Below are 26,862 nucleotides of genomic sequence, written 5' to 3'. Positions count from 1 at the left end.
GCGCTGCACGGCCCGGCCCGGGCGGCCGCGGAGGCGCGGGGGATCACGCGCGTGCGCCTACTCCTCCGTGCCCGGCCACCCCGCCGCCTACGCGGCCGCACCGGCGCCCGTCGTCCCCCGCACGCTGAGCCTCGTCGGGATGATCCTCGGCATCGTCGGCCTGGTCATCACGCTCTTCGCCGCCGGCTTCGGCTTCCTGCTGTCGGCTCCGGCCGTCGTGCTCGGCTTCCTCGGACGCCGGCGCGAGCCGGCCGCGCGCGGCTTCGCGCTGACCGCGATCATCACCGGGTTCGCCGGCATCGCCGTCTCGCTGATCTACCTGGCGGTCTTCCTCGTCTTCGTCGTGGTGGCCCTCGCCGCCGGCACCTCCGGCTACTGAGCCGGCGCGGGCCGCTCGACGCGCTCCGCGAGCAGCGCGCGGTGGCGCCCGGCGATCCGCGTCAGGATCAGCACCGCGCTGCCGGCGCCGGAGAGGCCCAGCCGCTTGCGGAAGCGGGCGGGGTCGACGTCCACCCCGCGCTTCTTGATCTCGAGCACGCCGATGCCGCGGGTGCGCAGCTCCTTCGCCAGCGTGCGCTCGTCCAGCGGCAGCTCGGCGAGGACCCGGAAGCTGCGGAGGAAGGGCGAGGCGGCCTCTTGGTCGCCGGTCAGGTAGGCGATGCCGGGCGAGAGCATCCGCGAGCCGCTGGAGCGCGCGAGCTCGCCCAGGAGGCGCGCGCGGATCGCGGAGCCGTCCGGCTCGTGCACGAACGCGCCGAGGGGGCCGACCTCCTCGTCCTCGCTGTCGCCCGCCGCGGTGAGCTCGGAGGAGCCGTCCGCGCCGAGCAGCAGAGCGGAGCGGCGCACGCCCGGGCGAGCCAGAGAACCGAACCAGATCCCGGTCTCGACCAGCTCCCCGTCGACCGAGACCCACTGCGCCTCGGCGTCCCGCGGCAGGCGCTCGCGGTCGAAGCCGGGACCCACCTTCACGCCCACGGGACGGTGCTCGGCCAGGCCGAACGCGAAGTCGAGGGAGGGGGAGTAGTCGTCCGGATCGTCGAGCCGGCGGGTCTCGCGGTGGCCGGCCGTGCGGCGTGCCGGGTCCAGGTAGACGGCGTCGAAGCCGTCGAGGTCGAAGCCCTCGGCCGTCGAGTGCACGGCGCTCGCCGCGGGGAACGGGGCGAGGTTGAAGCTGGCCAGGGTCGCGGTGACCTCGTCGGCCTCGACGGCGGTGACCGCCAGGTCGATCGCGGCCATCGCGAGGGCGTCGCCGCCGATCCCGCTGCCGAGGTCGGCGACGCGCGCCGCTCCCGCCGCAGCGAACCGGCCGGCGTGCAGGGCGGCGACGCGCAGCCGCGTCGCCTGCTCGAGTCCCGCGTCCGTGAAGAGCATCGAGCGGGCGAACTCGCCGAACTTCGCCTCCGCCTTCTGCCGGAGCCTCGCCTGGGTGAGCACCGCGGCGACGAGGACGGGGGAGTGGCCGGCGGCCCGGAGGCGTGCCACGGCCCGCACCAGGTCGTCGGACCGGTAGCCGTCGAGGGAATCGAGGAGCCGGAGGCCCTCGGGGGAGAGGAGCTCGACCAGCTCGTCGCGTCGCATCCGGCCATGGTAGGCCACGGCCTCCCGGCGGGTCCGCCGCCCCGCTTGGCACTCTGATTGCACGAGTGCCAGCGGAGCCCCTACGATGGATCTAGCACTCTCGGAGCGTGTGTGCCAGAACCGCGTTCCGCCCACATCGTCGTCAAGAAAGAGGTCAACCGTGTCGGTGTCCATCAAGCCGCTCGAAGATCGCATCGTCATCAAGCAGGTCGAGGCGGAGCAGGTGACCGCTTCCGGTCTCGTCATCCCCGATACCGCCAAGGAGAAGCCGCAGGAGGGCGAGGTCGTCGCCGTCGGACCCGGTCGCATCGACGACAACGGCAACCGCGTGCCGCTCGACGTCGCCGTCGGCGACAAGGTGATCTACTCCAAGTACGGCGGAACCGAGGTCAAGTTCGGTGGCGAGGACCTGCTGGTCCTCTCCGCTCGCGACGTCCTCGCGGTCGTCGTCCGCTAGGCAGCATCCCTCGGAAGGGCCCGTCGACCTCGGTCGGCGGGCCCTTCCGTCGTTCCCGGTCCTCCTCGCGGCCAGTGGCCTGATCCGCCCGCTACGGGGCCGTCTCCCCACCCCGCGGCTGCGTAGCATCGGGGGAGTGACCAGCTCCCGCACCCCTGCCGAGTCCGTCTCGCCGTCCCCTTCGGACGTGCCCGTCGGCGAAGGAGTGGAGGCGCTCGGAGCGGCGGGACGCCCGGGCGGGATGTCCGGCACGGGGCTGCTGTTCGCGTTCTCGGCCTACCTGCTCTGGGGTGCGATGCCCCTCTACTTCATCGCGATGGCGCCGGCCTCGCCGTTCGAGATCGTCGCGTTCCGGGTGCTCTTCTCGCTCGTCTTCTGCGTGATCCTGCTCACGGTCCTCCGCGGCTGGCGCTCCTTCGGCGCGCTGCTGCGCCGCCCCCGCCTGCTCGGCGTGATGGCGATCGCGGGCGTGCTCATCTACGTCAACTGGCAGGTCTACGTGATCGCCACGACCACGGGCCACGTCATCGAGGCGGCCCTGGGCTACTTCATGAACCCGCTGGTCACGGTGCTGCTGGGCGTCCTGGTGCTGCGCGAGCGCCTCCGGCCCCTGCAGTGGGCCGCGATGGGCGTCAGCGCGGTCGCGGTGCTGGTCATCGCGGTGGGCTACGGATCCTTCCCGTGGATCTCGCTCGCCCTCGCCTTCTCGTTCGGCCTCTACGGCCTGGTGAAGAGCCGCGTCGGCGGCACGGTGGACGCGGTCGGCGGGCTGACGCTCGAGACGCTCTGGCTGACGCCGCTCGCCGTCGTGCAGCTGGCGGTCGTCGGCTCCACGGTGGGGCTGACCCTGACGACGGAGGGGACGGGGCACGCCCTCATCCTCGCCTCGGCCGGGATCGTCACGGCCGTCCCGCTGCTCCTGTTCGCGGGCGCCGCCCGGCGCCTCCCGCTGTCGATCGTCGGCTTCGTGCAGTACCTGACGCCGTTCCTGCAGTTCCTCGTCGGGGCCTTCGTCCTGCACGAGGAGATGCCGCTCGAGCGCTGGATCGGCTTCGCGCTGGTGTGGGCCGCCCTGGCGATCTTCTCAGGCGACCTCGTCGCCGCGGAGCGCAGACGGCGCCGATCCTCCGTCTGATCTGCGGAACGCGTCGTCCTGGCGCGGCGCGACAGCGGAATGGTAACGATCCGGTCGCGAAACGTATTGGTAACACCCCTGTATTGTTCACGGCTGCTTCGAAGGTTAGGTTGGCCGAGCGGTTGCCACCGGCGCCGCTCCCACTGACACACACCTCTCAAGGAGCAACATGGGCGTTTACGCGAAGGCCGGCTCGGCCCGCGCGCGGTCCCTCCGGGCAACCCTCGGCGGCGTCGCCATTCTGGGCGCCAGCGCTCTCGTCCTCGCCGGCTGCGCCGGCGGCGGCGACAGCGGATCGAGCGGCGACAGCGGCTCGGGCGACCTGTCCCTCAAGATCGGCACGATCCTCCCGCAGACCGGCACCCTCGCCGTCCTCGGCCCGCCCGAGATCGCGGGCGTCGACCAGGCGGTCGTCGACATCAACGACGCCAAGGCCGGCATCACGATCGACGTGGAGCAGAAGGACTCGGGCGACACCACGACCGACATCGCGACGCAGTCGGCCACGTCCCTCATCGCCGACAACGTCTCCGCCATCATCGGCGCGGCGTCCTCGGGCGTCTCGAAGACCTTCATCGACCAGGTGACCCAGGCGGGCGTCGTCCAGATCTCGCCGGCCAACACCTCGCCGGACTTCACGACCTACGACGACGACGGCTACTACTGGCGCACCGCTCCCTCGGACGTGCTCCAGGGCCGAATCCTCGGCAACAAGATCCTCGGCGACGGCAAGACCAACGTCTCGATCCTGTACATGAACGACGCGTACGGCACCGGCCTCGAGAAGAACATCAAGGAGACCCTCGAGGCGGGCGGAGCATCCGTCGCGGCCGAGGAGATCTTCGAGCCGGCCTCGACCGACTTCAACTCGGCGCTGACCTCGGTCCTCGCCCCGAACCCCGACGCGCTGGTCGTCATCTCGTTCGACGAGATCAAGACCATCGCGGAGCAGCTCTCGGCCAAGGGCTTCGACTTCTCGAAGCTCTACGGCACGGACGGCAACTACGGCGTCATCGGCGAGTCCGACACCAACGTCGACATCGCCGGCGCCCAGTTCACCAACCCGGGCGTCCAGGCGTCCGAGGACTTCCAGGGCAAGCTGCAGTCGCTCGTCGAGTCGCAGGGCAACGACGCGCTGACCGTGTTCAGCTACGCGCCGGAGTCGTACGACGCCACGGTCCTGACCGCTCTCGCCGCGCTCCAGGGCAAGGCGACGGACGGTGCGACCATCCGCGACAACCTCATGTCGGTCTCGGAGGGCGGCACCAAGTGCACGACCTTCGCCGACTGCGCGAAGCTCATCGCCGACGGCGAGGACGTCGACTACGACGGCCTCTCCGGCCCGATCTCGTTCGACGAGAACGGCGACACCAGCGAGGCCTCGGTCTCGATCTACAAGTACGGCACGGGCAACACCACCTCCTTCGAGGAGACCGTCGAGGGTTCGCTGAACTGACGACGCGGTGACGCGGCTCCTGCCGCATCCCTGAGGGGCTCGGTCTTCGGACCGGGCCCCTCCGCCGTTCCCGGAGCGGAGAGCAGGAGACGCGCCGGTCGTGCGGACGCAGCGAGGCGCGGCGGTCGTCCGGGAGGGTGGCCGCTGTCGGGTGCGGGCGGACGGCTCCGCGGCGTCCAGGGCCCGGCGTGGCGTCGAGGAGCCACCCGGGAGGAGGAGCGGCTCTGACGGCCTGTACGCGCCTCCGAGCGCCTCTCCCGGCCTCGAGGGGGCGCCCTGCCGAACCGCGGGCGGGAGCGACGACGTCGAGCGGGAACGCAGAAGCGCGCGCCCTCCAGTGGGAGGACGCGCGCTCGTGGAGTGCGGAGGGCCTAGGAGGCGCGGAGCAGCTCCGCCTCCTGCGCCAGGCGGTACGTGACGAAGGAACGGCTGTAGTTGCGGCGCTTGCCGCCGGTGGTCTCGGCGATGACGACCTGGGCGTAGACGCCGACGACGCGCCAGCGCTCGTAGTCGCCGATCGCACCGGTGCCGAAGCCGGCTCCGAGTTCCACAGGGGCGGGGGTGTATCTCTTCATGGTCGGCTCCTTCGAGGCGGACGACGCGGCGCTCGAGGCGCTGCGGGGAGGGGAGGAGATCGGCGGCCGATCGCGGTCCCTACCGGGGGAGAGGGGAGCGGGACGTCCCCCTGCAGGGCTGTCCCGTGTCCCCAAAACTACGGCAGGCAGGGCGATATCCTGTCCCCCTCGTGGGGGTCGCTGGTGCGGAGAGACTCTCGCTGTCCTGCCCTCGTCCCGCGGACAGGAGACCGAGGGTCTGGCCCGCCGTTCCGCCGACTTCCCGGGGGTTCGGCGGGCATCGCGGAGAGACCGGTGAAGGCCTGTCCGCGCCGGGAGAGCGGCCCCCCCGCCTCCCTTCTGCGGCACCCCTTGCCGGCGCGTCTCCGGGCACCGAGCCGCCTGCCTTCCCGCCCTGCTCGGAGTGGTCTCCGAGCCGCCCGGCGCCCTGCGCGAGCGGCCCCGCCTCCGCCCCGGAGCCGCACCGGCCCCTCGGCCCGCTCGCGCCCGCTCCGCGCCCCGGCAACGACGAAGGGCCCGCCGTCCGGAGACGACGGGCCCTTCGCAGCGGGGGTCAGCCGCCGACGGTCGGGGTGCTCGTGGTGACCTCGTTGGTCGTCGCGAGCGTGCCCAGGTAGAGCTCGATGACCTTCGGATCGTTCATCAGCTCCCGGCCCGCGCCCTCGTAGGCGTCGCGGCCCTGGTCGAGGACGTAGCCGCGGTCGCAGATCTGCAGCGCCCGCCGCGCGTTCTGCTCGACGATCATGATCGAGACGCCCGCGCGGTTGATCCGCTGCACGTTGACGAAGGTCTCGTCCTGCCGCATCGGGGACAGGCCGGCGCTGGGCTCGTCGAGCAGCAGCATCGACGGGTCCATCATCAGAGCCCGCGACATCGCCACCATCTGGCGCTCACCGCCCGAGAGCGACCCCGAGCGCTGCTTGAGCCGCTTGCTGAGCTCCGGGAAGAGCTCGGTGACGAACTCGAGCCGCTCCTTGTACAGCTTCGGCTTCTGGTACATGCCCATCTCGAGGTTCTCCTCGATGGTGAGCGACGGGAAGACGTTGTTGTTCTGCGGCACGAAGCCCACGCCCTTGGACACCAGCTTGTCGGCCTTGAGGCCGGTGATGTCCTCGCCGTTCAGCAGGACGGTGCCCTGGCGGATGTTGACCAGGCCGAACATCGCCTTCAGCAGCGTCGACTTGCCTGCACCGTTCGGGCCGATGATCCCGACGAGCTCGCCGCGCTTCACGTAGACGTTCGAGCCGTTGAGGATGTTGACCCCCGGCACGTAGCCCGCGTGCAGATCGTGCGTCTCGAGGGTGTTCGGAGTCGTCGTGTCGGCGGTCATCTCTCGTCCTTCTCGAATTCGACGGCCGGGGCGTCGGTCGTCGGGGCGACGCTCGTCGGCGCGGAGGCCGACGGGGACGCCGTTCCGGCCGCCGGAGCGTCGTGGCCGGGCGTCGGGATGCCGGCCTGCTCCGCCTGCCGCTCCACGTCCTCGCGGACGAGGTCGGAGTCCATCTCCTCGGCGATCTCGAGCTGGCCCTCGATCGTGCCCAGGTCGGTGTCGTGGTGCGCGCCGAGGTACGCGTCGATGACGGCCGGGTCGTTCATCACGGTCGAGGGCGGGCCCTCGGCGACGACCTTGCCCTCGGCCATCACGATCACCCAGTCGGCGATCGTGTTGACCATGTGCATGTCGTGCTCGACGAAGAGCACGGTCATGCCCTCGTCCTTCAGGTTCACGATGTGACCCAGGAGCGACTGCGTCAGCGCCGGGTTCACGCCGGCCATCGGCTCGTCGAGCATGACGAGCTCGGGCTCCGACATCAGCGCCCGCGCCATCTCGAGCAGCTTCTTCTGGCCGCCCGACAGGCTCGACGCATAGTCGTCCCGCTTGGTGTCCAGCTTGAACTTCTCGAGCAGGCGGATCGCGCGCTGCTCGATCGAGTCCTCCTCCTTCGACCACAGCGGGCGGATGAGCGAGGTGAAGATGTTCTCGCCCTTCTGCCCCTTCGCGCCGAGCAGCATGTTCTCGAGCACCGTCATGCCGCCGAGCGCCTTGGTGAGCTGGAACGTGCGCACCATGCCCATCCGCGACACCCGGTAGGCCGGGACGTTGGCGAGGTTCTTGCCCTTGAAGTTCCACTTGCCGGTGTTGGGCTTGTCGAAGCCCGTCAGCAGGTTGAAGAACGTGGTCTTGCCGGCCCCGTTCGGGCCGATCAGGGCGGTGATGGATCCGCGGGGGATCTCGAGGTGCTCGACGTCGACCGCGGTCAGGCCGCCGAAGCGGCGGCTGACGTTGTCGGCGACGACGATGGGGTCCTTCTTCCTGACCCCGGGGACGATTGCTTCCTCGGTGATGTCCGAGACCGGCGTCTTAGGCAAAGTGCAGATCCTTCTTCTTGCCGAAGATCCCCTGAGGTCTGAAGATCACCAGGAGCATGAGGGCTACCCCCACCACGATGAACCGGATGGGTCCGGTCTGCACGGTGGTGAGGCGGATGAGGTCGTTGTTGAGGACCCCGGTGTCGATCCCGAGCGTGAGCAGTCCGTCGGTCAGACCGAGGACGACCCAGAAGATGATCGAGCCGACGACGGGTCCGAAGACCGTCGCGGCGCCGCCCAGCAGCATGATCGTGTAGAGGAAGAACGTGAGCTGGGTGCCGTAGTTGTCGGGCTGGAGCGAGCGGGGGAGGATGAACAGCGCTCCTGCGAGGCCTCCGAGCACGCCGCCCAGGATGAGCGCCTGGATCTTGTACGAGAAGACGTTCTTGCCGAGCGAGCGCACGGCGTCCTCGTCCTCGCGGATGCCCTTGATGACGCGGCCCCAGGGGCTGCGCATCAGGAGGAACACCAGGAGGCAGGCCAGGAGCACGAGGCCCCAGCCGACGATCCGCACCCACCACTGGTCCTGGCTGTAGGTGAGGACGCCGATGCCCCAGCGGCCCTCGGGGAGCGGGTTGAGGTCGTTGAACGCCTTCGCCGCGCCGTTGATGCCCTCCGAGCCGCCGGTGATCGCCGAGAACTCGGGGGTCTTGACCGAGAGCCGGATGATCTCCGCCGCCGCGATCGTCACGATCGAGAGGTAGTCGGCCCGCAGCCGGAGCGTCGGGATGCCCAGGATGAGCGCGAAGACGGTCGCCGCGACGATCGTCGCGAGGAAGGAGCCCCAGACGGGCCACTCGAACTTGACCGAGGTGATGGCGAAGGCGTAGCCGCCCACCGCCATGAAGCCGGCCTGTCCGAAGTTGAGCAGCCCCGTGAATCCGAAGTGGATGACCAGGCCGATGGTCGCCAGCGCGTACGCGGCGACAGTGGGATCGACGATCTGCCCGATCGCCAGCCAGATGAAGTTGAGGTTCATGGTGTCCTAGCCGATCCGTTCCTTGCGGCCCAGGATTCCCTGCGGCCTGACCAGGAGGATGATGATCATGAGAACGAGCGGAGCCACGTACTTGAGGTTCTCCGGGATCCAGATCGTCGAGATGTTCATCATCAGTCCGATGATGAGCGAGCCGACCAGCGCGCCGTAGGCGGAGCCGAGTCCGCCGAGCGTGATCGCCGCGAAGATCAGCAGCAGGATCGACGCTCCCGTGTCCCAGCGCAGCGACTGGTAGTAGCCGATGTAGACGCCCGCCAGCGCGGCGAGAGCGCCCGACATCACCCAGACGACGCGGATGACGCGCTCGACGTTGATGCCCGAGGCGGAGGCGAGGGCCCGGTTGTCCGAGACCGCCCGCATCGCCTTGCCGATCTTCGTCTTCGTGAGGACGTAGGCCACGGCGACGATGCAGACGACGCCGACGACGGCGCCGACGATGTCGGTGAACTTCAGGCTGATCCCGAGCTCCGGCACCGTGAAGAACGGAGCGGTGCTGTTGGGGAGCGAGAGGCGGTCGGCTCCGAAGAAGAAGACGAACACGTAGCGCAGGGCCAGCGAGAGGCCGATCGTCACGATCATCAGCGGGATGAGCTGGATGCCCTTCTTCCGCAGCGGCTTCCAGAGCAGCCCGTCCTGGACGAAGCCGAAGGCCCCGCCGAGGATCACCGCGATCGGGATGGCCAGCAGCGCCGGGAGTCCGAAGACCCCGGAGAAGAGGTACGCCATCAGCGCCCCGAAGGTGACCAGCTCGCCGTGGGCGAAGTTGTTCAGGCCGGTCACGCCGTAGATCAGCGAGGCGCCGATCGCCGCGAGGGCGATCAGGAGCCCGAAGATCAGGCCGGTGACGACCTTCGGCCAGAAGATGATCCAGAACGTGTCGGCCGACACCGGCTGGTTCACCGCGTTGGACGTCCCGTCGGGGTTCGTCGCGTCGTTGCCGGTCGTGCCCTCGGTCGCGGGGCTCGTCGGAGCCGCGGAGTCCGTCGGGACCGGGACGGTCGCTCCGGAGCCCTTCGGGTTGGCCGTCGAGACGATGAAGTTCACGATCTGGTTCTGCGAGGCGACGATCTTCACCTGCTTCGGGTTCTGACCCGCGGCGGGGTAGCCCTTGTCGGCGGGCAGGGACTCCTCATCGACGGTCACCGTGTAGGTGCCCGCGGCGTCGAGGGGGAACGTGGCCCGGCCGTCCTCGCCGGTGGTCACGGTCGCGGAGGCGTCGCCGCCGATCTCGACGGTCACCCCCGTCAGGTTCTCGTTCGTCCCCTGCACGCGGACCCAGGCGATGATCGACTGGTCGGCGGTGGTGGCGGCGAGTGCGGCGGGGGCCGCCGCGGCGATCCCGGTGAGGGTCGCGGCGAGCAGACCCAGGGCCAGGAGCCGGTCTCGGAGCCTCGGGCGTCTCCTATCCACGGGGCGCCTCCCGGTCCGTCGGATGCAGGGTCGTCGAGCGCTGGCGGCGCATCGAACGGCTGGCTGTGAGCAAGACGTCTACCTCTCGTCAGGGTGCACAGACGGATGGGGTCTCCGGGCACGCCCGAGTCGCCGTCGTCAAACAACGTTGGTTGACCATACGTTCCGCATGTGTCGGCGGTGTTTCACCGTCCGCACTTACGCGTGACGACATTATGAGGGAGAGGAGAGCGCTCCAGCGCCCATCCGCGGCCCGGCGGCCGCGCCGTCGAGGAATACCGCGAGCCTCACGGCGCTTAAGATCGAACAACCGTGGCGCTCGTGAGCGGACTCCTCCCGTCCTCTCCGGGCTCCCGCACTCGACCTGCTAAGGGGCATTGATGGACCAGCCGGATCCCTTCGGATTCCTCGGACTCACCTACGACGACGTCATGCTCCTCCCAGGGCACACCGACGTCATCCCGAGCGAGGCCGACACGGCCTCCCGTCTCACCAAGCGCATCAGCGTGGCGACCCCGTTGCTCTCCGCGGCGATGGACACCGTCACCGAGGCGCGCATGGCGATCGCGATGGCCCGCCAGGGCGGCCTCGGCGTCCTGCACCGCAACCTCTCCATCGCCGACCAGGCCGACCAGGTCGACCGGGTGAAGCGGAGCGAGTCGGGCATGGTCTCGAACCCCGTCACCACCACCCCGGACGCCACCGTCGCCCAGGTCGACGACCTCTGCGGCCAGTACCGGATCAGCGGCCTCCCCGTCGTCGACTCCACCGGCGTGCTCGTGGGCATCATCACCAACCGCGACATGCGCTTCGTCTCGCCGTTCGAGAAGGCGACCACGCTCGTCCGCGACGTGATGACCAGCACCGGCCTGATCACGGGCCGCGTCGGCATCCCCGACAGCGAGGTCATCGCCCTCTTCGCGCAGCACAAGATCGAGAAGCTGCCGCTCGTCGACGCGCAGGGCAAGCTCGCCGGCCTCATCACGGTCAAGGACTTCGACAAGTCGGAGCAGTACCCCAACGCCACGAAGGACGACGAGGGCCGCCTCCGGGTCGGCGCCGCGATCGGCTTCTTCGGCGACGCCTGGCAGCGCGCCACCGCCCTGCTCGACGCGGGCGTCGACGTGATCGTCGTCGACACCGCCAACGGCGACTCCGCCGGCGTGCTCGACATCATCCGCCGCCTGAAGTCCGACTCCGCGTTCGCCGGCGTCGACGTCATCGGCGGCAACGTCGCGACCCGCTCCGGGGCGCAGGCCCTCGTCGACGCGGGCGCCGACGCCATCAAGGTCGGCGTCGGCCCCGGCTCGATCTGCACCACCCGCGTCGTCGCCGGCGTCGGAGTCCCGCAGGTCACCGCGGTCTACGAGGCGTCCCTCGCCGCGCGCGAGTCCGGCGTCCCCGTCATCGCCGACGGCGGCCTCCAGTACTCCGGCGACATCGCCAAGGCGCTCGTCGCCGGCGCCGACACCGTGATGCTCGGCTCTCTCCTCGCGGGCTGCGAGGAGAGCCCCGGCGACCTCGTGTTCCAGAACGGCAAGCAGTTCAAGACCTACCGCGGCATGGGCTCCCTCGGCGCCCTGCAGACCCGCGGCGAGCGGACCTCCTACTCGAAGGACCGCTACTTCCAGTCCGACGTGCCCACCGACGACAAGCTGATCGCCGAGGGCATCGAGGGCCAGGTGCCCTATCGCGGCCCGCTCGCGAACGTGGCGTACCAGCTCGCCGGCGGGCTCCGCCAGTCGATGTTCTACGTCGGAGCGCGCACCATCCCCGAGCTGAAGGAGCGCGGGAAGTTCGTGCGCATCACGGCGGCCGGGCTGAAGGAGTCGCACCCGCACGATGTGCAGATGGTGGTGGAGGCGCCGAACTACCGGCGCTGAGAGGTCTGGTGGGGCCGGCGGCGGATCGGGATCGCGGCCCCTCTGCCCGATGGGCCTGCGGCCCATACGCCCACCACGCCGGAGGGGCCGCGATCCCGATCCGCCGCCTCCCTCCGGGAGACGAGCACCGGTCCTCGGCTGAGGGGCGGGGTACGCAGCGCGAGCGGCGCGATGCGCCGCCGCGACTGCGGGGGGAGGCTTCCGCCTGTGCCGACGGGGGAGTGGTCGTGCGCCGCGCGCGAGCGCGACGGAGTGGGGACGGGCTTCCCGCCTTGCAGCGAATGGTGGTGGCGGCCGCGCAGGCTTCACCTGTTGGTGGAGTGCGCCCGCTCGCGTCGATCGCGGCCCGGTGAGGAGCCCGGTAGGAGCGGTAGCCGGTGATCCGCGTTCCAGCGGATCGTCGTAGCGCGGACGCGACCCGCTCTGCGGAACGCGACCGCCCGCTCGGGCCGACCGCGGGCGAGCGACGAGCGGAGCGAGGAGCGAGCCACAGCTGACACCGCTCAGCGGTAACCGGCGATCCGCGTGCGAGCGGATCGGCGTAGCGCGGACGCGACCCGCTCTGCGGAACGCGACCGCCCGCTCGGGCCGACCGCGGGCGAGCGACGAGCGGAGCGAGGAGCGAGGAGCGAGCCACAGTAAACTCAGCGTCATGGAGATCGAGATCGGGCGCGCCAAGCGCGCCCGCCGCGCGTACGCCTTCGACGACATCGCCGTCGTCCCGAGCCGCCGGACGCGCGACCCCGAGGTCGTGTCGGTGAAGTGGTCGATCGACGCGTACCAGTTCGCGACGCCGATCCTCGCCGCGCCGATGGACTCGGTGGTGTCGCCGGCGACGGCGATCCGGCTCGGGCATCTGGGGGCGCTGGGCGTCCTCGACCTCGAGGGTCTGTGGACGCGGTACGAGGACCCGGAGCCGCTGCTCGAGGAGATCCGCCGGCTTCCGGCCGAGACCGCGACGCAGCGGATGCAGGAGATCTACTCCGCTCCGATCCGCCCCGAGCTGGTGACCGCGCGCCTGGCCGAGATCCGCGCCGCGGGCGTGACCGTCGCCGGGGCCCTGTCGCCCCAGCGGACCGCGGAGCTGTACCAGACCGTCGTCGACGCCGGGGTCGACGTGTTCGTCATCCGCGGCACGACCGTCTCGGCCGAGCACGTCTCGCGCGATACCGAGCCGCTGAACCTCAAGAAGTTCATCTACGAGCTCGATGTGCCCGTCATCGTCGGCGGCGCCTCCACCTACACCGCGGCCCTGCACCTCATGCGCACGGGCGCCGCGGGCGTCCTCGTCGGGTTCGGCGGCGGTGCCGCCTCCACCACTCGCACGACGCTCGGCATCCAGGCTCCGATGGCGACCGCGGTCGCCGATGTCGCCGGCGCTCGCCGCGACTACCTCGACGAGTCGGGCGGACGCTACGTGCACGTCATCGCGGACGGCGGCCTCGGCACCTCCGGCGACATCGTGAAGGCCGTCGCGGTGGGCGCGGACGCCGTGATGCTCGGCTCGGCGCTGGCGCGCGCGACCGACGCTCCGGGCGGCGGCTGGCACTGGGGCGCGGAGGCGCACCACCCGCAGCTGCCGCGAGGCCGCCGCGTCGAGGTCGGCACCGTCGGCACCCTCGAGCAGGTCCTCTACGGCCCGGCGACCGGCGCCGACGGCACGGCGAACCTCATCGGCGCCCTGCGCCGCTCGATGGCGACGACCGGCTACTCCGACCTCAAGGAGTTCCAGCGGGTCGAGGTCGTCGTCGCGCCGTACCAGCCCAGCTGACGCTCACCGACCGAGGCGATCCTGACCGTCGAGGCCACCGCGAACAGCGGGCTCCCTCGACGGCCCGGGAGTCCCTGGACGCGGCGGACGCCGGCGCGGGCCGGCCGGACGTGCTGGCGTCGTAGGCCTCGCGCCAGCCCGGCGGACGACACTGCGGACCCGCGCGCGCGAATACGGTCTTCCCGGCGCTTCTGGGCGAGAAGCACGTGCTCGGGCGAGCGGCCCCCGAGGAACGCCGGGTCGGTTCGGATCGACGGCGGTCTGCGCGAGATCCGAGACGGCGAGTCCGTCGATCAGTGCGGGTGAGGGCGGACGCGCGCTCCGCGACGCCGTTCCGCATCCGGCTGCCCGGGTCCGTCGCCCCTCGACATGCACGGTCACCGCGAGCGGCTCGACCAGGGGGTCCCGGACCGCCGCCGCCGACTCGCGGAGGACGAAGGGCGCGCTCCAGGTCGCGGCCACGGCGTCGATCCGCGCCCGCTGCCGCTCGTCCGCGGAGGCCCTCGCCCACTCGCCGGTCCGCGCGTACCGCGGCGAAGCCGCACGGACTCGTCCGACCGGCGGCACGCTCCGTCTCGACAGATCCCCACTGCACGCTTCCGCCCCCCTTTCCCTCCCTCCGCTCCTCCTGTGGAGACTCCCCCCACCCCCTGTGGACAGCGAGGGACGCAGGACCGCCGAGCCCGCCGGGAACTGCGGGATCCCTCGACGGGTCGGGGTTCCCTCGGCAGGAGGGCTCCGCACGCGCCTAAGCTGGAAGTCCCGAGTGGGAGCGCCGCACGGCGCGGAGGGAGCACGCATGGTCGAGGTCCGCAGGGTCAAACTGCCCGGTGTCGGCGTTCTGCACACGTTCCTGACGGCCGACGGCGGCAAGGTCGGGGTCATCGCCCACCGCTCCGGCCACAGCGACCTGATCACGTTCGCCGAGGGCGACCAGGACGGCGCCAAGGTGTCCCTCCGCCTGAGCGACGACGAGGCGCACACCCTCGCCGAGCTCCTCGGCGGCACGCAGATCACGGAGTCGCTGACCGCGCTCGATCAGATCCCGGGCCTCTCGATCGACTGGTTCACCGTCGACTACGACGACCACATCGCCGGACAGCAGCTCGGCAAGCCCGCCGACCGAGGGATCGTCGGGCTGACCGTCGTCGCCGTGGTCCGGGGCGACGCCGCCAATCCGGCGCCGGCCCCCGACTTCCGCGTCTTCCCCGGCGACACCCTCGTGGTCGCCGGCAGCCCCGAGAAGGTCGCCAAGGCGTTCGCGTTCTTCCGCACCGGCAGCTTCGCCAAGACGGTCGACGCCCCGCCCGGAGCCTGAGGATGCACCACGGCGAAGACCTCATCGTCCTCGGCGTCCTGTTCGTCGTCGCCTACGTCCTCGGCCGGCTGGGGAGGACGATCGGGCTCCCGGCCATCCCGATCTACATGGTCGTCGGGCTCCTCGCGAGCCCGAACTTCCACCTCTTCCCGCTCGACTTCGAGTCGAGCTACATCGAGCTGACCGCGGTCTTCGGGCTGATACTCCTGCTGTTCAACCTCGGCCTGGAGTTCGACCAGGACGAGTTCTTCGGGAACGCCGGCCGCCTGATCCTCTCCGGCGGCTCCTACATCGCGGTCAACATGGCCGTCGGCCTCGGCTTCGGCTTCGCGCTGGGCTGGGGGAGCCGCGAGGCGCTGATCATCGCCGGCATCACGGCGACGAGCTCGAGCGCGATCGTCACCAAGCTGCTGATCGAGCTCAAGCGCCTGGCGAACCCCGAGACGCCGATGATCCTGGGCGTCACGGTCGTCGAGGACATCTTCATCGCGGTCTACCTGGCGATCGTGTCCGTGGTGCTCTCGGGCGAGACGGAGCCGTGGCCGGTGGTGCTCAAGCTCGTCATCGCGTTCGCGTTCCTCGTGGTGATGTTCGCGATCGCCCGCTGGGGCGGGAAGGTCGTCTCCCGCTTCTTCCGCACCCGCGACGACGAGCTGTTCACGATCCTGTTCTTCGGTCTCGCCATCCTGTTCGGCGGCATCGGCGAGGTCCTCGGAGTGACGGACGCGATCGGCGCGTTCCTGATCGGACTGGTCATCGGAGCGACGCGGTTCCGGTCGAGGGTCGAGCACATCGCGATCCCGCTGCGCGACGTGTTCGGAGCCTTCTTCTTCGTCAACTTCGGTCTCGGGCTGGATCCCGGTGCGTTCCCGAGCGTCGTGGTCCCGGTGCTGATCGCCGCGGTGATGACCATCGTCCTGAACCTCGGCGCGGGGCAGTTCGTCGCGTGGCTCAACAAGCTCGGACCGCGCGCGGGCCTGAACGCGGCGTTCATCCTGCACAACCGCGGCGAGTTCGCGCTCATCCTGGCGACGCTCTCGCTCTCGGCGGGGCTCGACGAGCGGATCCAGCCCTTCGCCGGCCTCTACGTGCTGATCATGGCGATCGTCGGGCCGATCCTCGCCTCGCGCTCCGAGAGCATCGGCGCGTTCCTCTCGCGGCGGCGGCACCGCCCGGCACCCGCAGCGGCCACGGCCATGGACGAGGAGGACTTCGCGCTCGTGGAGGCGGCGATGGCCGCGCCCGCCGTCTCCGCGGAGGAGGCCCCCGCTGCTCCGAGGCGCCCCGCGGAGCCGGACGAGCTCGACGACGAGTTCCCCGATCCGATGCGCCAGGCGCTCATCGACCAGGCGATGCAGCAGTCCGACGGCGCCGACGACGCCCGGCCCCGCCGCCCGAGGGAGCCCGACTACTGATCCCACGGAGCTCCCACACTCACGGGTTAGGCTCGATCCGGCCCGCGGGACACCGCACGGATCGAGGGCGGACGAGGGACGAATGACGCAGAGCACGGTCGGGCAGGTGGCCCGGCGCCCGCGCTGGATCGCCGCGCTGGCGCTCGCACTCCTGATCGCCGGGCTCTTCGCCGCGCTCGGGCAGTGGCAGGTCGGCCGCGCGGTCGAAGCCGCCGCGCCCGACTCCGGAGTGTCGGAGACGACGCTCCCGCTCGCCGAGGTCGCGACCCCCTCCCGCTCGATCACGGCGACCGCCGACGGACAGCGCGTGGACGGCTCGTCCGTCTTCGTGCCGGGCGGTGCCGAGATCCTCGGCGGACGCCTGAACGGCGAGCAGCCGGGCTGGTGGGTCATCGCCCGCACCCGCACCGCCGACGCCGACCTGGTGCTCGCCTACGGCTGGACGCAGGACGAAACGCAGGCGCAGTCCGTCGCGGACGCGCTGAACAGCGGGAGCGAGCAGGCACCGTCCTCCTTCACCGGCCGCCTCGTGGCGAACGAGGCCGCGGAGGCGCCGGCGGAGGGCCTGGACCCCGCCACCCTCACCGCGCTCTCCGTCCCCGCGCTGATCAACCGCTGGCCGGACCCGCCCCAGGACGTCTACCAGGGCTACGTCGTCGTCGAGGAGCCGGTCGCCGGCCTCGAGGCCATCGACTCCCCGGCGCGCGTGAGCGACGTCTCGCTGAACTGGCTCAACGTCTTCTACGCGATCGAGTGGGTCGTCTTCGCCGGCTTCGCCCTCTACCTCTGGTTCCGCCTCGTCAAGGACGCGTGGGAGCGCGAGGCCGAGGAGGCGCTCGACGCCGAGGAGCGCGCCCGCGCCGACCTGGGCGACCGGGCCGAGGCCCCCGCCCCCGCACCGTAAACTGGTCGTCATGCCCCTCGAGCCCAAGCCCGCGCAGTTCCCTGCGATCCGGAGCGCGCTGCGCTTCTACCGGGTGACCTCGATCATCACCGGCGTGATGCTGCTCCTGCTCTGCGCGGAGATGCTCCTCAAGTACGTCTTCCACCTCGAGCTGTTCGCCTTCGGCCAGCAGGGCGTCCTGCACTTCGCCCCGATGTACGAGGTGCCCGGAGGCGAGTTCACGTCGAGCGGCACCGGCGCGAACCTGTCCACCGGCATCCTGATCGCGCACGGCTGGTTCTACGTCGTCTACCTCTTCGCCGACTTCCGCCTGTGGAGCCTCATGCGCTGGCCGTTCACGCGCTTCGTGCTCATCGCGCTCGGCGGCGTGGTGCCCACCCTCTCCTTCTTCGTCGAGACCCGCATCGCCCGCGAGGTCGAGCAGTACCTCGAGCGCCGGACCGCCGGCACCGACCCGAAGACCCCGACCGACTCCGTGGAGGCCCCCCATTAGCGAGCAGCCCACCGCTCCCCAGCCGCACCTGGCCGCGCAGCCCGTCCTCGTCGTCGACTTCGGCGCGCAGTACGCGCAGCTGATCGCCCGCCGGGTCCGCGAGGCGAACGTCTACTCCGAGATCGTGCCCTCCAACGCCACGGCCGCCGAGATCGCCGCGAAGTCGCCCGTCGGCATCATCCTCTCGGGCGGCCCCTCCAGCGTGTACGAGGAGGGCGCCCCGCAGCTCGACCCCGCGATCTTCGACCTCGGGGTCCCGGTCCTGGGCATCTGCTACGGCTTCCAGGTGATGGCGAAGACGCTCGGCGGCGAGGTCGCCAACACGGGGCTGCGCGAGTACGGAGCGACGGACGCCGCCCTCTCGACCGACGGTGGCGTGCTCCTCGGCGAGCAGCCCGCCGACCAGACGGTGTGGATGAGCCACGGCGACTCGGTCGCACAGGCACCCGAGGGCTTCGAGGTCCTCGCCTCCACGAGCTCCACCCCGGTCGCCGCCTTCGGCAACGACGAGCGCCGCCTCTACGGCGTGCAGTGGCACCCGGAGGTCAAGCACTCCGCCTACGGCCAGGCCGTCATCGAGAACTTCCTCCACCGCGCCGCGGGCATCCCGGCCGACTGGAACTCCTCCAACGTGATCGACGACCAGGTCGCCGTGATCCGCGAGCAGGTCGGCACCGGACGCGTCATCTGCGGCCTGTCCGGCGGAGTCGACTCCGCCGTCGCCGCTGCGATCGTGCACCGCGCCATCGGCGATCAGCTCACCTGCGTCTTCGTCGACCACGGACTCCTCCGCAAGGACGAGCGCCGCCAGGTCGAGGAGGACTACGTCGCCGCGACCGGCGTCCGCCTGGTCACCGTCGACGCGCGCGAGCAGTTCCTCGACGCGCTCGCCGGCGTCAGCGACCCGGAGCAGAAGCGCAAGATCATCGGCCGCGAGTTCATCCGCACCTTCGAGGCCGCCGCCGAAGCGCTCGTGCTCGAAGCGCAGGGCGAGGGCGAGACGATCGACTTCCTCGTCCAGGGCACGCTCTACCCCGACGTCGTCGAATCCGGCGGCGGCACCGGCACCGCCAACATCAAGTCCCACCACAACGTCGGCGGACTCCCCGAGGACCTGCAGTTCGCGCTCGTCGAGCCGCTCCGCACCCTCTTCAAGGACGAGGTCCGCGCGATCGGCCGCGAGCTCGGCCTCCCCGAGGTCATCGTCGGCCGCCAGCCCTTCCCCGGACCCGGCCTCGGCATCCGCATCGTCGGCGAGGTCACCCAGGAGCGGCTCGACCTCCTCCAGGACGCCGACGCCATCGTCCGCGCCGAGCTCACCGCCGCCGGCCTCGACACCGAGATCTGGCAGTGCCCCGTCGTCCTCCTCGCCGACGTCCGCTCCGTCGGAGTCCAGGGCGACGGCCGCACCTACGGCCACCCCATCGTCCTGCGCCCCGTCTCCTCGGAAGACGCGATGACCGCCGACTGGACCCGCCTGCCCTACGACCTCCTCGCCAGAATCTCCAACCGCATCACCAACGAGGTGAGCGGCGTGAACCGGGTGGTGCTGGATGTGACGTCCAAGCCCCCCGGCACCATCGAGTGGGAGTGATTCCGCGGGTCTCCGCACGGTCATCTGCGGCGTTGTCGGCGGTTGCGATACCTCCGGTATCGCGCCCTTCTCCGCCTTGCAGCTGACCGCGCGGAGACCCGCGGAACGTCAGGAACGGCTCCCTTCGAGGGGGCCGTTTCTTGTTGAGGGGAGAGTGTGGGGGAACGAGCCCCTGCGGGGCCGTTCCCGGGTGCAGGTGGAGAGGAACGAGCCCCGAGGGGGCCGTTCCCGGAGTGCAGGTCGGGGAACGAGCTCAGGTGGCTGTTCAGGGAACGGGTGGCCGCGGTTCGGCCGGGGGATCGGTCGGGGTTGACCGGTGCCTGGCGAGGCGTTCCGAGTGGCGGTCAGCGGGACGAGGCCCTGCGGGGACGTTCCTGGGGTGCCGGCGGAGAAGCGAGCTCCTGCCGAGCGGTCGGGGAACGCGGGTCGGCGCTGGTCCGGGGGCCGAGGTGCAGGCGGCAGGCGCGCGAGCGCGGGTCAGGCGGGGGTGTCGAGCACGCCGATGAAGCGGGTGCCGATGCCGTCGTACTCGTCGCGGCGGTGGCCCTCGGGGTGGTGCGGCCAGGAGGCGGGGGAGTGGTCCTCGCAGACGAGGAACGTGAACTCGGGCCACCACTTCTTCGGGCGGGCGGCCTCGGAGCGGCCGCAGACGGCGCAGTCCAGGGTCACCCACACGGGACGCCTGCCGGTGCGGTTCGCGCGCGACTGGACGAGCCAGGCGGGCGGATCCTGCTCGAGGGCGGCGAGCTCCTCCTCCGACAGACGGGTGGGGATGCCGTGCCGCGTCGCCATCTCGAGGGGGATGTCGAGGCGCTGAGCGGCCTCGCGACGCGTGATCATCCGGCCACCCTAACCCAGCGCCGCGCGCGGTCCCCGAGGTCGCAGCGACGCGCGCGCGAGCAGCCACTCCAGCGGGCCCTGCCCCACGAGCCGCCTCCAGAGGAGAGCGGCGACGATCGAGCCGACCACGAAGACGCCGAGCAGCGTCCAGCTGCGCCACGCCTCGAAGTCGAACGGCTCGTACGGGACCAGGTACACCGCCAGCGCCACGAGCTGCAGCGAGTAGATCGTCAGCGGCATCGCACCGACGGCCGCGATCGGAGTCGCCGCCCGTGCCAGGAGCGGCAGCCGCTGCAGCAGAGCCGTCAGCGCGCCGAGGACCACGCAGGCGACCCCGCCCGCCCCGAGGAGCTCGGCGGTGGTGCTGGCGTGCGCCTCCACCGCCTCCGGACCCCCGAGCAGCAGCCCGCCGCCGTAGCCGAGCACGGCCGAGACGGCGCCGCCGACGACGACCCAGCGCTGGGTGGTCGCGGACCGGACGTCGCAGCGCGCGATCAGGAGGCCGAGCACCACGTACGCCAGCCACGACGGCACCGGGTAGTACTGGGTGAGCCAGATGAGGGGCTGCGCGGCCAGGAGCGCCTCGTCGGGCGACAGGGTCGAGAGCCAGGAGCCGCCGGCGCTCGTCAGCGCGTCGACCGCGAGGGGCCCGGCGATCGCCGCGACCGCGACCAGCACGGCGAGGACCCCCCGCGGCAGGAAGAGCAGCAGCGCCGCGACGAGGAACATCACCCCGTAGTGCGGCAGGATCACCGCGATCGGCGTCCCTAGCAGGGTGAGGGCGACGCCGATGACGAGCAGGTACAGCCCGCGGAGCAGGATCGATCCCGTGTCGTGCCAGGGCCGCGAGGAGCGCTGTGATCCGCCCGTCATCAGCCCGATCGACACTCCCGCCAGCACGGCGAAGAGGACGGAGCTGCGGCCGTTCCAGAGCATCTCGCTCTCGACCGGGGCGAGGTGGGCGGCGAACATGCCGAGGACGGCCAGGCCGCGAGCGACGTCGAGGCCGACGATCCGGGAGTCTGCGGCGCTCATCCCTCCATCGTGCCAGGCGCTCCCGGCAGTGCACCGGGAACGACGCTGGGGCCGGGAACGACGACGGGCGCCCGACCCGGAGGTCGAGCGCCCGTCGGACGTGGTGCGCCGTGCTACTCGCGGAAGATCGCGACGAGGCGCAGGATCTCCAGGTACATCCAGACGACGGTGACCAGGATGCCGTAGGCGCCGGTCCAGCCGTAGATGCGGGGGAGGCGGTTGCGCACGCCCTGCTGGATGAACTCGAAGTCCATCACGAGCGAGTACGTGGCGAGCGCGACGGCGATGAGGCCGATCACGATGCCGATGAAGCCGGTGCGGAGACCGAAGCCGCCGCCGACGCCGAAGAGGCCGAGGCCCAGGTTCACCAGCGAGAACACCGCGTAGCTGATCATGCCGATGAAGAAGATCTTGTTGAGCTTCGGCGAGGTGCGGATCTTGCCGTTCATGAACAGCGCCAGGGTGACGCCGATCACGATGACGGTCGCCATGAGGGCCTGGACGACCGCTCCGGCGTACGCGCTCTCGAAGAACTTCGAGATCGCGCCGACCGCGATGCCCTGGGTCGCGGCGTAGCCGAGGATCAGGGCGGGCGACGGCTGCTTCTTGAAGGCGTTGACGATGCCCAGCACCAGCGCGACGAGCACGGCGGGGAGCATCAGGCCCGGGACGAACCAGCCGACGGCCGCACCCGCGAGGAGCACGACGAAGGCGAGGGCGGTCTTGGCGAGGGTGTCCTCGACGGTCATCCGGTCGGTCTCGACGGAGCCGGCGGCCGGACGGGAGTACATCTGGTCGAGCGTGCCGGGGGAGACGTCCGGGAGGTCCTGCACGCGGCCGGCGTAGCCGCGGTTGCTGAACTCCGGGCGTCCGAAGGCCGGATTGTTGCTTGCCATGGTTCCTCTTCTCTCAGGTGCGCTGGTCTCCGAGGGAACTCGCGGATCTGAGTCGCTGTGGGTGCGGGGTGCGCCGCGGATCCGAGAGGACTGCGACGATGGACACCACCTTATCTGAGAGCACCTCTCAGAGTCTGGCTGTTCTCTTCGAGCGGACCTCGACTCCGCTGCGAGCCGTGCAGAGCCGCCCGTAGGATCGCGGCATGCCCGCGCGCCAGTCACCGCTCGTCATCGGCCACCGCGGAGCGAGCGGCTACCGACCGGAGCACACCCGCTCCGCCTACGAGCTGGCGATCGCGCTGGGCGCCGATGCGCTCGAGCCCGATCTGGTGGCGACCCGCGACGGCGTGCTCGTCCTTCGCCACGAGAACGAGATCTCCGGCACGACGGACGTCGAGAAGCGCCCGGAGTTCGCTGCACGCCGCACCACCAAGCGGATCGACGGCCGCGAGATCACCGGCTGGTTCACCGAGGACTTCACCTGGGACGAGCTGTCGGAGCTGCGGGCCCGCGAGCGGCTGCCGGCGGTGCGCAGCTCCAGCGCCACGTTCGACGGCCAGTTCCCGCTGCTGCGCTTCAGCGAGCTGCTGGCGCTGCTGGACCGGGCGGCGGAGGACGATCCGCTCGCTCCGCCGGGGCTCGTCGCCGAGATCAAGCACGCGACGTACTTCGCCGGGATCGGGCTGCCGCTGGACGTGCTGCTGCGCGAGGAGCTCGCCGCCGCGGGCTGGGGTCCGCGCGACCCGCGGCTCACGATCGAGAGCTTCGAGAAGACCGTGCTGGAGCGGCTCGCGGTGAGCGGAGTCGGCACCCGCCGGATCTACCTGCTCGAGTCGCGCGGCGCCCCGCCCGACCTCGTGGCCGCCCACGGCGCCGACGCGGCCCCCTACTCCGCCTTCACCACGCCGGCGGGACTGCGGAACCTCGCCGGAGCCGTCGACGGGATCAGCGTCGACAAGAGCATGCTCTTCTCGCGGGACGCGGCCGGCCGGGCGACGGGGACCGGTCCGCTCGTCGAGGACGCGCACGCGGCCGGGCTCGAGGTCTACTGCTGGACGCTGCGCGCCGAGAACCGGTTCCTCGAGAAGGTGCACCGCCGCGGGAAGGACCCGGCGGAGTACGGCGGCTGGCAGGAGGAGTTCGCGATGATCCTCCGCTCGGGAGTGGACGGCGTCTTCGCCGACCAGCCCGATCTGGCGATCGAGGCGCGGGCGGCCGAGCAGGAGCGTCTGCTCCGCGGCTGAACCCGGATCGTGATCGGGCGCTCCTCCGGCGCGTGCCGAGCGGACGCGGAGGCTGCGCTGGCATCATCGGCTCACCACCGCCCGCCCGACCCTCGAGAGGAGGCCCCGTGTCCACCCGAGAGCGCATCACCCGCCGCTGGATCACCACCGCCGTCCTCGCCGTGATCGGCGTCGCCGTCGTGTACTGGCTCGCCGTGCTCACCCCTCAGGGCCAGGGCGTCGAGAACTCGGGGCTCCGGGGCGCCGACCTCGTCTTCGGCCGCGCCACCGGCGCCGCCGCGGGGGCGCTCGCGGACGTCACCCCGCTCTCCATGGTCGTCGGCGCCCTGCTCGTCGCGGCGATCGCACTGATCCGGAGGCGCCCGGCGCTGGCCGTCGCCTCCGTCGGCTCGATCGTCGTCACGGCCGGGCTCACCCAGCTGCTCAAGAACGTGGTCCTCGAGCGGCCCGAGCTGGTCGACACCGACTCCTGGTACACCGGCGGCAGCTTCCCGAGCGGGCACACCGCGGCGGCCGTCTCGGTGGTGTTCGCCCTGGCGATGGTCGTCCCCGGGCGCGCGCGGACCGTCGTGCTCGCGCTGGGCGGCGCGGTCGTGGTGCTGGTCGGCAACCTGACGATGGCCGCCTCCTGGCACCGGGCGAGCGACGTCCTCGGGGCCGACCTCGTCGCGCTCGCCTCCGCCTCCGCCGCCTGCGCGTGGCTGACCACCAGGGCCCAGGTGGGCCGAGCGCCGAAGAGGCCCGCGCGGCGCGGGGTGAACCGGCTGCTCCTGGTGTGCTCGGTGATCGTGGTGGTGCTGCTCGCGGCTCTCGCCGTCCAGGGCATCCAGTACTACCCCGACGACACGAAGGACCTCACCGCCTTCGCGCTCCTGCAGCTCCTGGCGGTGTCGACGTCGGCGCTCGCCGTGCTCGGCTTCTCCCTCGCGTGGCGCGGACTGGACGTCGGTGGGGCGCTCACCTCGCCCGCGCCGCGTCAGCGGACCGCCTGACCGCTCCCGGTGTCGGAGGGGCGATCTACACTCGGAGGGACATGAGCTTCCTCTTCGATCCGAGCGACTCCCGCGCCACCCCGGTCATCGTCGGTCCCCCCGGCGGCCCCGGGGACGCGCCCCGCACCGACCCGGCGCACGAGCAGCTCGTCGCGGGGCTGAACCCCCAGCAGCGCGAGGCGGTCGAGTACCGCGGAGACGCGCTGCTCATCGTCGCGGGTGCGGGCTCGGGCAAGACCAGCGTCCTCACCCGGCGCATCGCGAGCCTCCTGGGCAACGGCGAGGCCTGGCCGAGCCAGATCCTCGCGATCACGTTCACCAACAAGGCCGCGGCCGAGATGCGCGAGCGCGTCGAGAAGCTGGTGGGGCAGAGCGCCGAGGGGATGTGGATCTCGACGTTCCACTCCGCGTGCGTGCGGATCCTGCGCCGCGAGGCCGAGAACTTCGGCATGACCAAGTCGTTCACGATCTACGACTCGGGCGATCAGCGGGCCCTGCTCAAGCGCATCGTGAAGGACCTCGAGGCCGACTCGCTCGGGATCACCGTCGCGAGCGCCTCCGCGAAGATCTCCAAGCTCAAGAACGAGCTCGCCGACGTCGACTCCTACGCCCGCACCGCGAACCTCAGCGACCCGAACGAGGAGATGTTCCTCCAGGTCTTCCGGGCCTACTCGCGGGCGCTCGAGGGGGCGAACGCGTTCGACTTCGACGACCTGATCGCGCAGACCGTCTACCTCTTCCGCGCCTTCCCGCACGTCGCCGCGAAGTACCAGCGGCGCTTCCGCCACGTGCTGGTCGACGAGTACCAGGACACGAACCACGCCCAGTACTCGCTGATCCACGAGCTGACCCGGCCCGTGCCGCCGGCGACGATGGCCGCGGCGCAGTTCGACCGCCCCTACCGCGGACCGGTCACGGCCGACGGCTCCATCCCGGGGGCCTCGCTCACCGTCGTCGGCGACTCGGACCAGTCCATCTACGCGTTCCGCGGCGCCGACATCCGCAACATCGTCGAGTTCGAGCGCGACTTCCCGGGCTGCCGCGTGATCCTGCTCGAGCAGAACTACCGCTCGACGCAGAACATCCTCTCGGCGGCCAACGCCGTCATCTCGAACAACTTCGACCGTCGCGCGAAGAACCTCTGGTCCTCCAGCGGCGACGGGGAGAAGATCGTCGGCTACACCGGTTACTCGGGTCACGACGAGGCGCAGTTCGTGGTCGACGAGATCGCCCGCCTGCACGCGGCGGGCACGGGCTACGACGAGATCGCGGTCTTCTACCGCACCAACGCGCAGACCCGCGCGCTGGAGGAGATCTTCATCCGCTCCGCGCTGCCCTACCGGATCCTGGGCGGCACGAAGTTCTACGAGCGCGCCGAGATCAAGGACGCCCTGGCGTACCTGATCACGGTGGCGAATCCGGCCGACGTGCTGGCGCTGCGGCGCATCATGAACACTCCGAAGCGGGGCATCGGCCCCGCGACGGAGGCGCAGCTGCAGTCGTTCGCCGACACCAACGCGGTGACCCTGCGGGAGGCGATGCGCAACGCCGGCTCGCTCGGGATGGGCCCGAAGGTGACGAAGGCGATCGTCGACCTCGCGACCCTCCTCGACGAGTGCGCGCTGATGCTCGACCCCGCACGGGAGGGCGGCGAGGCGAAGGTGCACGAGGTGCTGACGGCGCTCCTCACCCGCAGCGGCTACCTCGACATGCTCCGCGCCAGCCGCGACCCGCAGGACGAGGCCCGCGCCGAGAACGTCGACGAGCTCATCGCCGTCACCAAGGAGTTCGCGCGCAACAACCCGGACGGCGGGCTCGTGGACTTCCTCACCGAGGTCTCGCTGGTCGCCGCGGCCGACGACCTCGACGACGACTCCGGCACCGTCTCGCTGATGACGCTGCACACGGCGAAGGGCCTCGAGTACGACGCCGTGTTCCTCACCGGCATCGAGGAGGACCTGCTCCCGCACCGCATCTCGGCGAACGAGCCCGGCGGCCCGGCCGAGGAGCGGCGGCTGTTCTACGTGGGGATCACCCGGGCCCGCAAGCGCCTCTACCTCTCGCTCGCGATGACCCGCGCGCAGTACGGCGAGACGTCGGTCGCGATGCCGAGCCGGTTCCTGCAGGAGATCCCGGGAGAGCTGATCCAGTGGCGCCAGTCGCCCGGCGCGGCGACCTCGCGCGGCGGCACGCAGCCCCGGGCCCTGAACGCTCAGCGGCCCGGCTTCGGCAAGTCGCGATCGAACACCGAGTTCCGGGAGGCGCTCGCCGCGGCGCCGAAGGCCAAGGGCGAGTTCCCGAACCGGATCACCGGCATGGTGCGCGACAACGGCGACCTCGAGCTGATCCCGGGCGACCGCATCCGGCACACCGACTTCGGTGAGGGGCGCGTGAACGCGGTGACGGGCGAGGGCTCGAAGCGCGTCGCGCACGTGCTCTTCGACCAGGTGGGCGCGAAGAAGCTGCTGATCAAGGTCGCGCCGATCGAGAAGATCTAGT

22 protein-coding genes and 1 pseudogene are annotated in these 26,862 nt (G+C 71.1%); 14 read left to right on the top strand and 9 right to left on the bottom strand.

Annotation, left to right across the window (positions count from 1 at the left end; translation table 11 throughout):
* Positions 1 to 379: pseudogene (locus C5C54_RS15900) on the top strand (hypothetical protein); the annotation flags it as partial.
* Here the strand turns inward: C5C54_RS15900 and C5C54_RS15895 are convergent.
* Complete coding sequence (locus C5C54_RS15895) at positions 373 to 1,578, bottom strand: SAM-dependent methyltransferase (protein ID WP_104288770.1); 1,206 nt, start codon at positions 1,576 to 1,578, stop codon at positions 373 to 375. The pseudogene C5C54_RS15900 and the gene C5C54_RS15895 overlap by 7 nt on opposite strands.
* A gap of 160 nt (positions 1,579 to 1,738) precedes the next feature.
* Between C5C54_RS15895 and groES the strand changes: the two genes are divergently transcribed.
* The 3 genes from groES to C5C54_RS15880 all read left to right on the top strand — a co-directional run bounded on the left by groES (position 1,739) and on the right by C5C54_RS15880 (position 4,626).
* The gene (gene groES, locus C5C54_RS15890) at positions 1,739 to 2,035 is read left to right on the top strand and encodes a co-chaperone GroES (protein ID WP_097167691.1); all 297 of its coding nucleotides are present in this window, start codon (positions 1,739 to 1,741) and stop codon (positions 2,033 to 2,035) included.
* 241 nt (positions 2,036 to 2,276) lie between these two features.
* The gene (gene rarD / locus C5C54_RS15885; RefSeq protein ID WP_104224726.1) at positions 2,277 to 3,170 is read left to right on the top strand and encodes an EamA family transporter RarD; all 894 of its coding nucleotides are present in this window, start codon (positions 2,277 to 2,279) and stop codon (positions 3,168 to 3,170) included.
* Between the two features lie 169 nt (positions 3,171 to 3,339).
* Positions 3,340 to 4,626 carry an ABC transporter substrate-binding protein gene (locus C5C54_RS15880; protein ID WP_104234163.1) on the top strand — a complete coding sequence of 429 codons (1,287 nt, stop codon included), beginning with the start codon at positions 3,340 to 3,342 and terminating at the stop codon, positions 4,624 to 4,626.
* A 371-nt stretch (positions 4,627 to 4,997) separates the two neighbouring features.
* Here C5C54_RS15880 and C5C54_RS15875 read toward each other — a convergent pair whose 3' ends face one another.
* The 5 genes from C5C54_RS15875 to C5C54_RS15855 all read right to left on the bottom strand — a co-directional run bounded on the left by C5C54_RS15875 (position 4,998) and on the right by C5C54_RS15855 (position 9,978).
* Complete coding sequence (locus C5C54_RS15875) at positions 4,998 to 5,201, bottom strand: hypothetical protein (protein WP_146076626.1); 204 nt, start codon at positions 5,199 to 5,201, stop codon at positions 4,998 to 5,000.
* 553 nt (positions 5,202 to 5,754) lie between these two features.
* Complete coding sequence (locus C5C54_RS15870; RefSeq protein WP_104224729.1) at positions 5,755 to 6,531, bottom strand: ABC transporter ATP-binding protein; 777 nt, start codon at positions 6,529 to 6,531, stop codon at positions 5,755 to 5,757.
* Positions 6,528 to 7,571, bottom strand: coding sequence for an ABC transporter ATP-binding protein (locus C5C54_RS15865; RefSeq protein ID WP_104251056.1), 1,044 nt, complete (start codon positions 7,569 to 7,571; stop codon positions 6,528 to 6,530). Before C5C54_RS15865 ends, C5C54_RS15870 begins: the two co-directional genes overlap by 4 nt.
* Positions 7,564 to 8,550: a branched-chain amino acid ABC transporter permease gene (locus C5C54_RS15860; RefSeq protein WP_104224731.1), complete on the bottom strand. Its 987-nt coding sequence runs from the start codon at positions 8,548 to 8,550 to the stop codon at positions 7,564 to 7,566. The genes C5C54_RS15865 and C5C54_RS15860 overlap by 8 nt, the downstream gene beginning before the upstream one ends.
* A gap of 6 nt (positions 8,551 to 8,556) precedes the next feature.
* A complete protein-coding gene (locus tag C5C54_RS15855; RefSeq protein ID WP_104224732.1) occupies positions 8,557 to 9,978 on the bottom strand; it encodes a branched-chain amino acid ABC transporter permease in 1,422 nt (473 codons plus the stop codon).
* A 380-nt stretch (positions 9,979 to 10,358) separates the two neighbouring features.
* On the opposite strand from C5C54_RS15855, the gene guaB reads away from it, so the two are divergent.
* From guaB to guaA, 7 genes are all read left to right on the top strand, one after another.
* Complete coding sequence (guaB, locus tag C5C54_RS15850) at positions 10,359 to 11,861, top strand: IMP dehydrogenase (protein ID WP_104224733.1); 1,503 nt, start codon at positions 10,359 to 10,361, stop codon at positions 11,859 to 11,861.
* A gap of 652 nt (positions 11,862 to 12,513) precedes the next feature.
* Positions 12,514 to 13,632, top strand: a complete 1,119-nt coding sequence (locus C5C54_RS15845) for a GuaB3 family IMP dehydrogenase-related protein (protein WP_104224734.1) — start codon at positions 12,514 to 12,516, stop codon at positions 13,630 to 13,632.
* A gap of 799 nt (positions 13,633 to 14,431) precedes the next feature.
* Positions 14,432 to 14,950, top strand: a complete 519-nt coding sequence (locus C5C54_RS15840; protein ID WP_068256939.1) for a cation:proton antiporter regulatory subunit — start codon at positions 14,432 to 14,434, stop codon at positions 14,948 to 14,950.
* A 2-nt stretch (positions 14,951 to 14,952) separates the two neighbouring features.
* A complete protein-coding gene (locus C5C54_RS15835; protein WP_104288769.1) occupies positions 14,953 to 16,365 on the top strand; it encodes a cation:proton antiporter in 1,413 nt (470 codons plus the stop codon).
* Positions 16,366 to 16,447: 82 nt separating this feature from the next.
* On the top strand, positions 16,448 to 17,269 hold the full coding sequence (locus tag C5C54_RS15830) for an SURF1 family cytochrome oxidase biogenesis protein (protein ID WP_104288768.1): 822 nt from the start codon (positions 16,448 to 16,450) through the stop codon (positions 17,267 to 17,269).
* Between the two features lie 10 nt (positions 17,270 to 17,279).
* Positions 17,280 to 17,762, top strand: coding sequence for a DUF3817 domain-containing protein (locus tag C5C54_RS15825; RefSeq protein WP_104234169.1), 483 nt, complete (start codon positions 17,280 to 17,282; stop codon positions 17,760 to 17,762).
* 28 nt (positions 17,763 to 17,790) lie between these two features.
* A complete protein-coding gene (gene guaA, locus C5C54_RS15820) occupies positions 17,791 to 19,356 on the top strand; it encodes a glutamine-hydrolyzing GMP synthase (RefSeq protein WP_104227304.1) in 1,566 nt (521 codons plus the stop codon).
* Between the two features lie 477 nt (positions 19,357 to 19,833).
* On the opposite strand, the gene C5C54_RS15815 is transcribed toward guaA, so the two are convergent.
* The 3 genes from C5C54_RS15815 to C5C54_RS15805 form a co-directional block, all read right to left on the bottom strand.
* Positions 19,834 to 20,196, bottom strand: coding sequence for a DUF5997 family protein (locus tag C5C54_RS15815; protein ID WP_104224739.1), 363 nt, complete (start codon positions 20,194 to 20,196; stop codon positions 19,834 to 19,836).
* 9 nt (positions 20,197 to 20,205) lie between these two features.
* Positions 20,206 to 21,231 carry a DUF418 domain-containing protein gene (locus C5C54_RS15810; RefSeq protein ID WP_104288767.1) on the bottom strand — a complete coding sequence of 342 codons (1,026 nt, stop codon included), beginning with the start codon at positions 21,229 to 21,231 and terminating at the stop codon, positions 20,206 to 20,208.
* A 113-nt stretch (positions 21,232 to 21,344) separates the two neighbouring features.
* Entirely contained in the window at positions 21,345 to 22,127 is a 783-nt protein-coding gene (locus tag C5C54_RS15805; RefSeq protein WP_104224741.1) for a Bax inhibitor-1/YccA family protein, read from the bottom strand.
* A 203-nt stretch (positions 22,128 to 22,330) separates the two neighbouring features.
* Between C5C54_RS15805 and C5C54_RS15800 the strand changes: the two genes are divergently transcribed.
* The 3 genes from C5C54_RS15800 to C5C54_RS15790 all read left to right on the top strand — a co-directional run bounded on the left by C5C54_RS15800 (position 22,331) and on the right by C5C54_RS15790 (position 26,861).
* Positions 22,331 to 23,371, top strand: a complete 1,041-nt coding sequence (locus C5C54_RS15800) for a glycerophosphodiester phosphodiesterase family protein (RefSeq protein ID WP_104224742.1) — start codon at positions 22,331 to 22,333, stop codon at positions 23,369 to 23,371.
* 107 nt (positions 23,372 to 23,478) lie between these two features.
* A complete protein-coding gene (locus tag C5C54_RS15795; RefSeq protein WP_104224743.1) occupies positions 23,479 to 24,363 on the top strand; it encodes a phosphatase PAP2 family protein in 885 nt (294 codons plus the stop codon).
* A 41-nt stretch (positions 24,364 to 24,404) separates the two neighbouring features.
* Positions 24,405 to 26,861, top strand: a complete 2,457-nt coding sequence (locus tag C5C54_RS15790) for an ATP-dependent helicase (RefSeq protein WP_104227300.1) — start codon at positions 24,405 to 24,407, stop codon at positions 26,859 to 26,861.
* Position 26,862 lies beyond the last annotated feature (1 nt).

This window comes from Rathayibacter sp. AY1F2, from assembly GCF_002930885.1.
GTDB lineage: Bacteria > Actinomycetota > Actinomycetes > Actinomycetales > Microbacteriaceae > Rathayibacter.
This window is presented reverse-complemented; position numbering and strand designations above follow the sequence as displayed.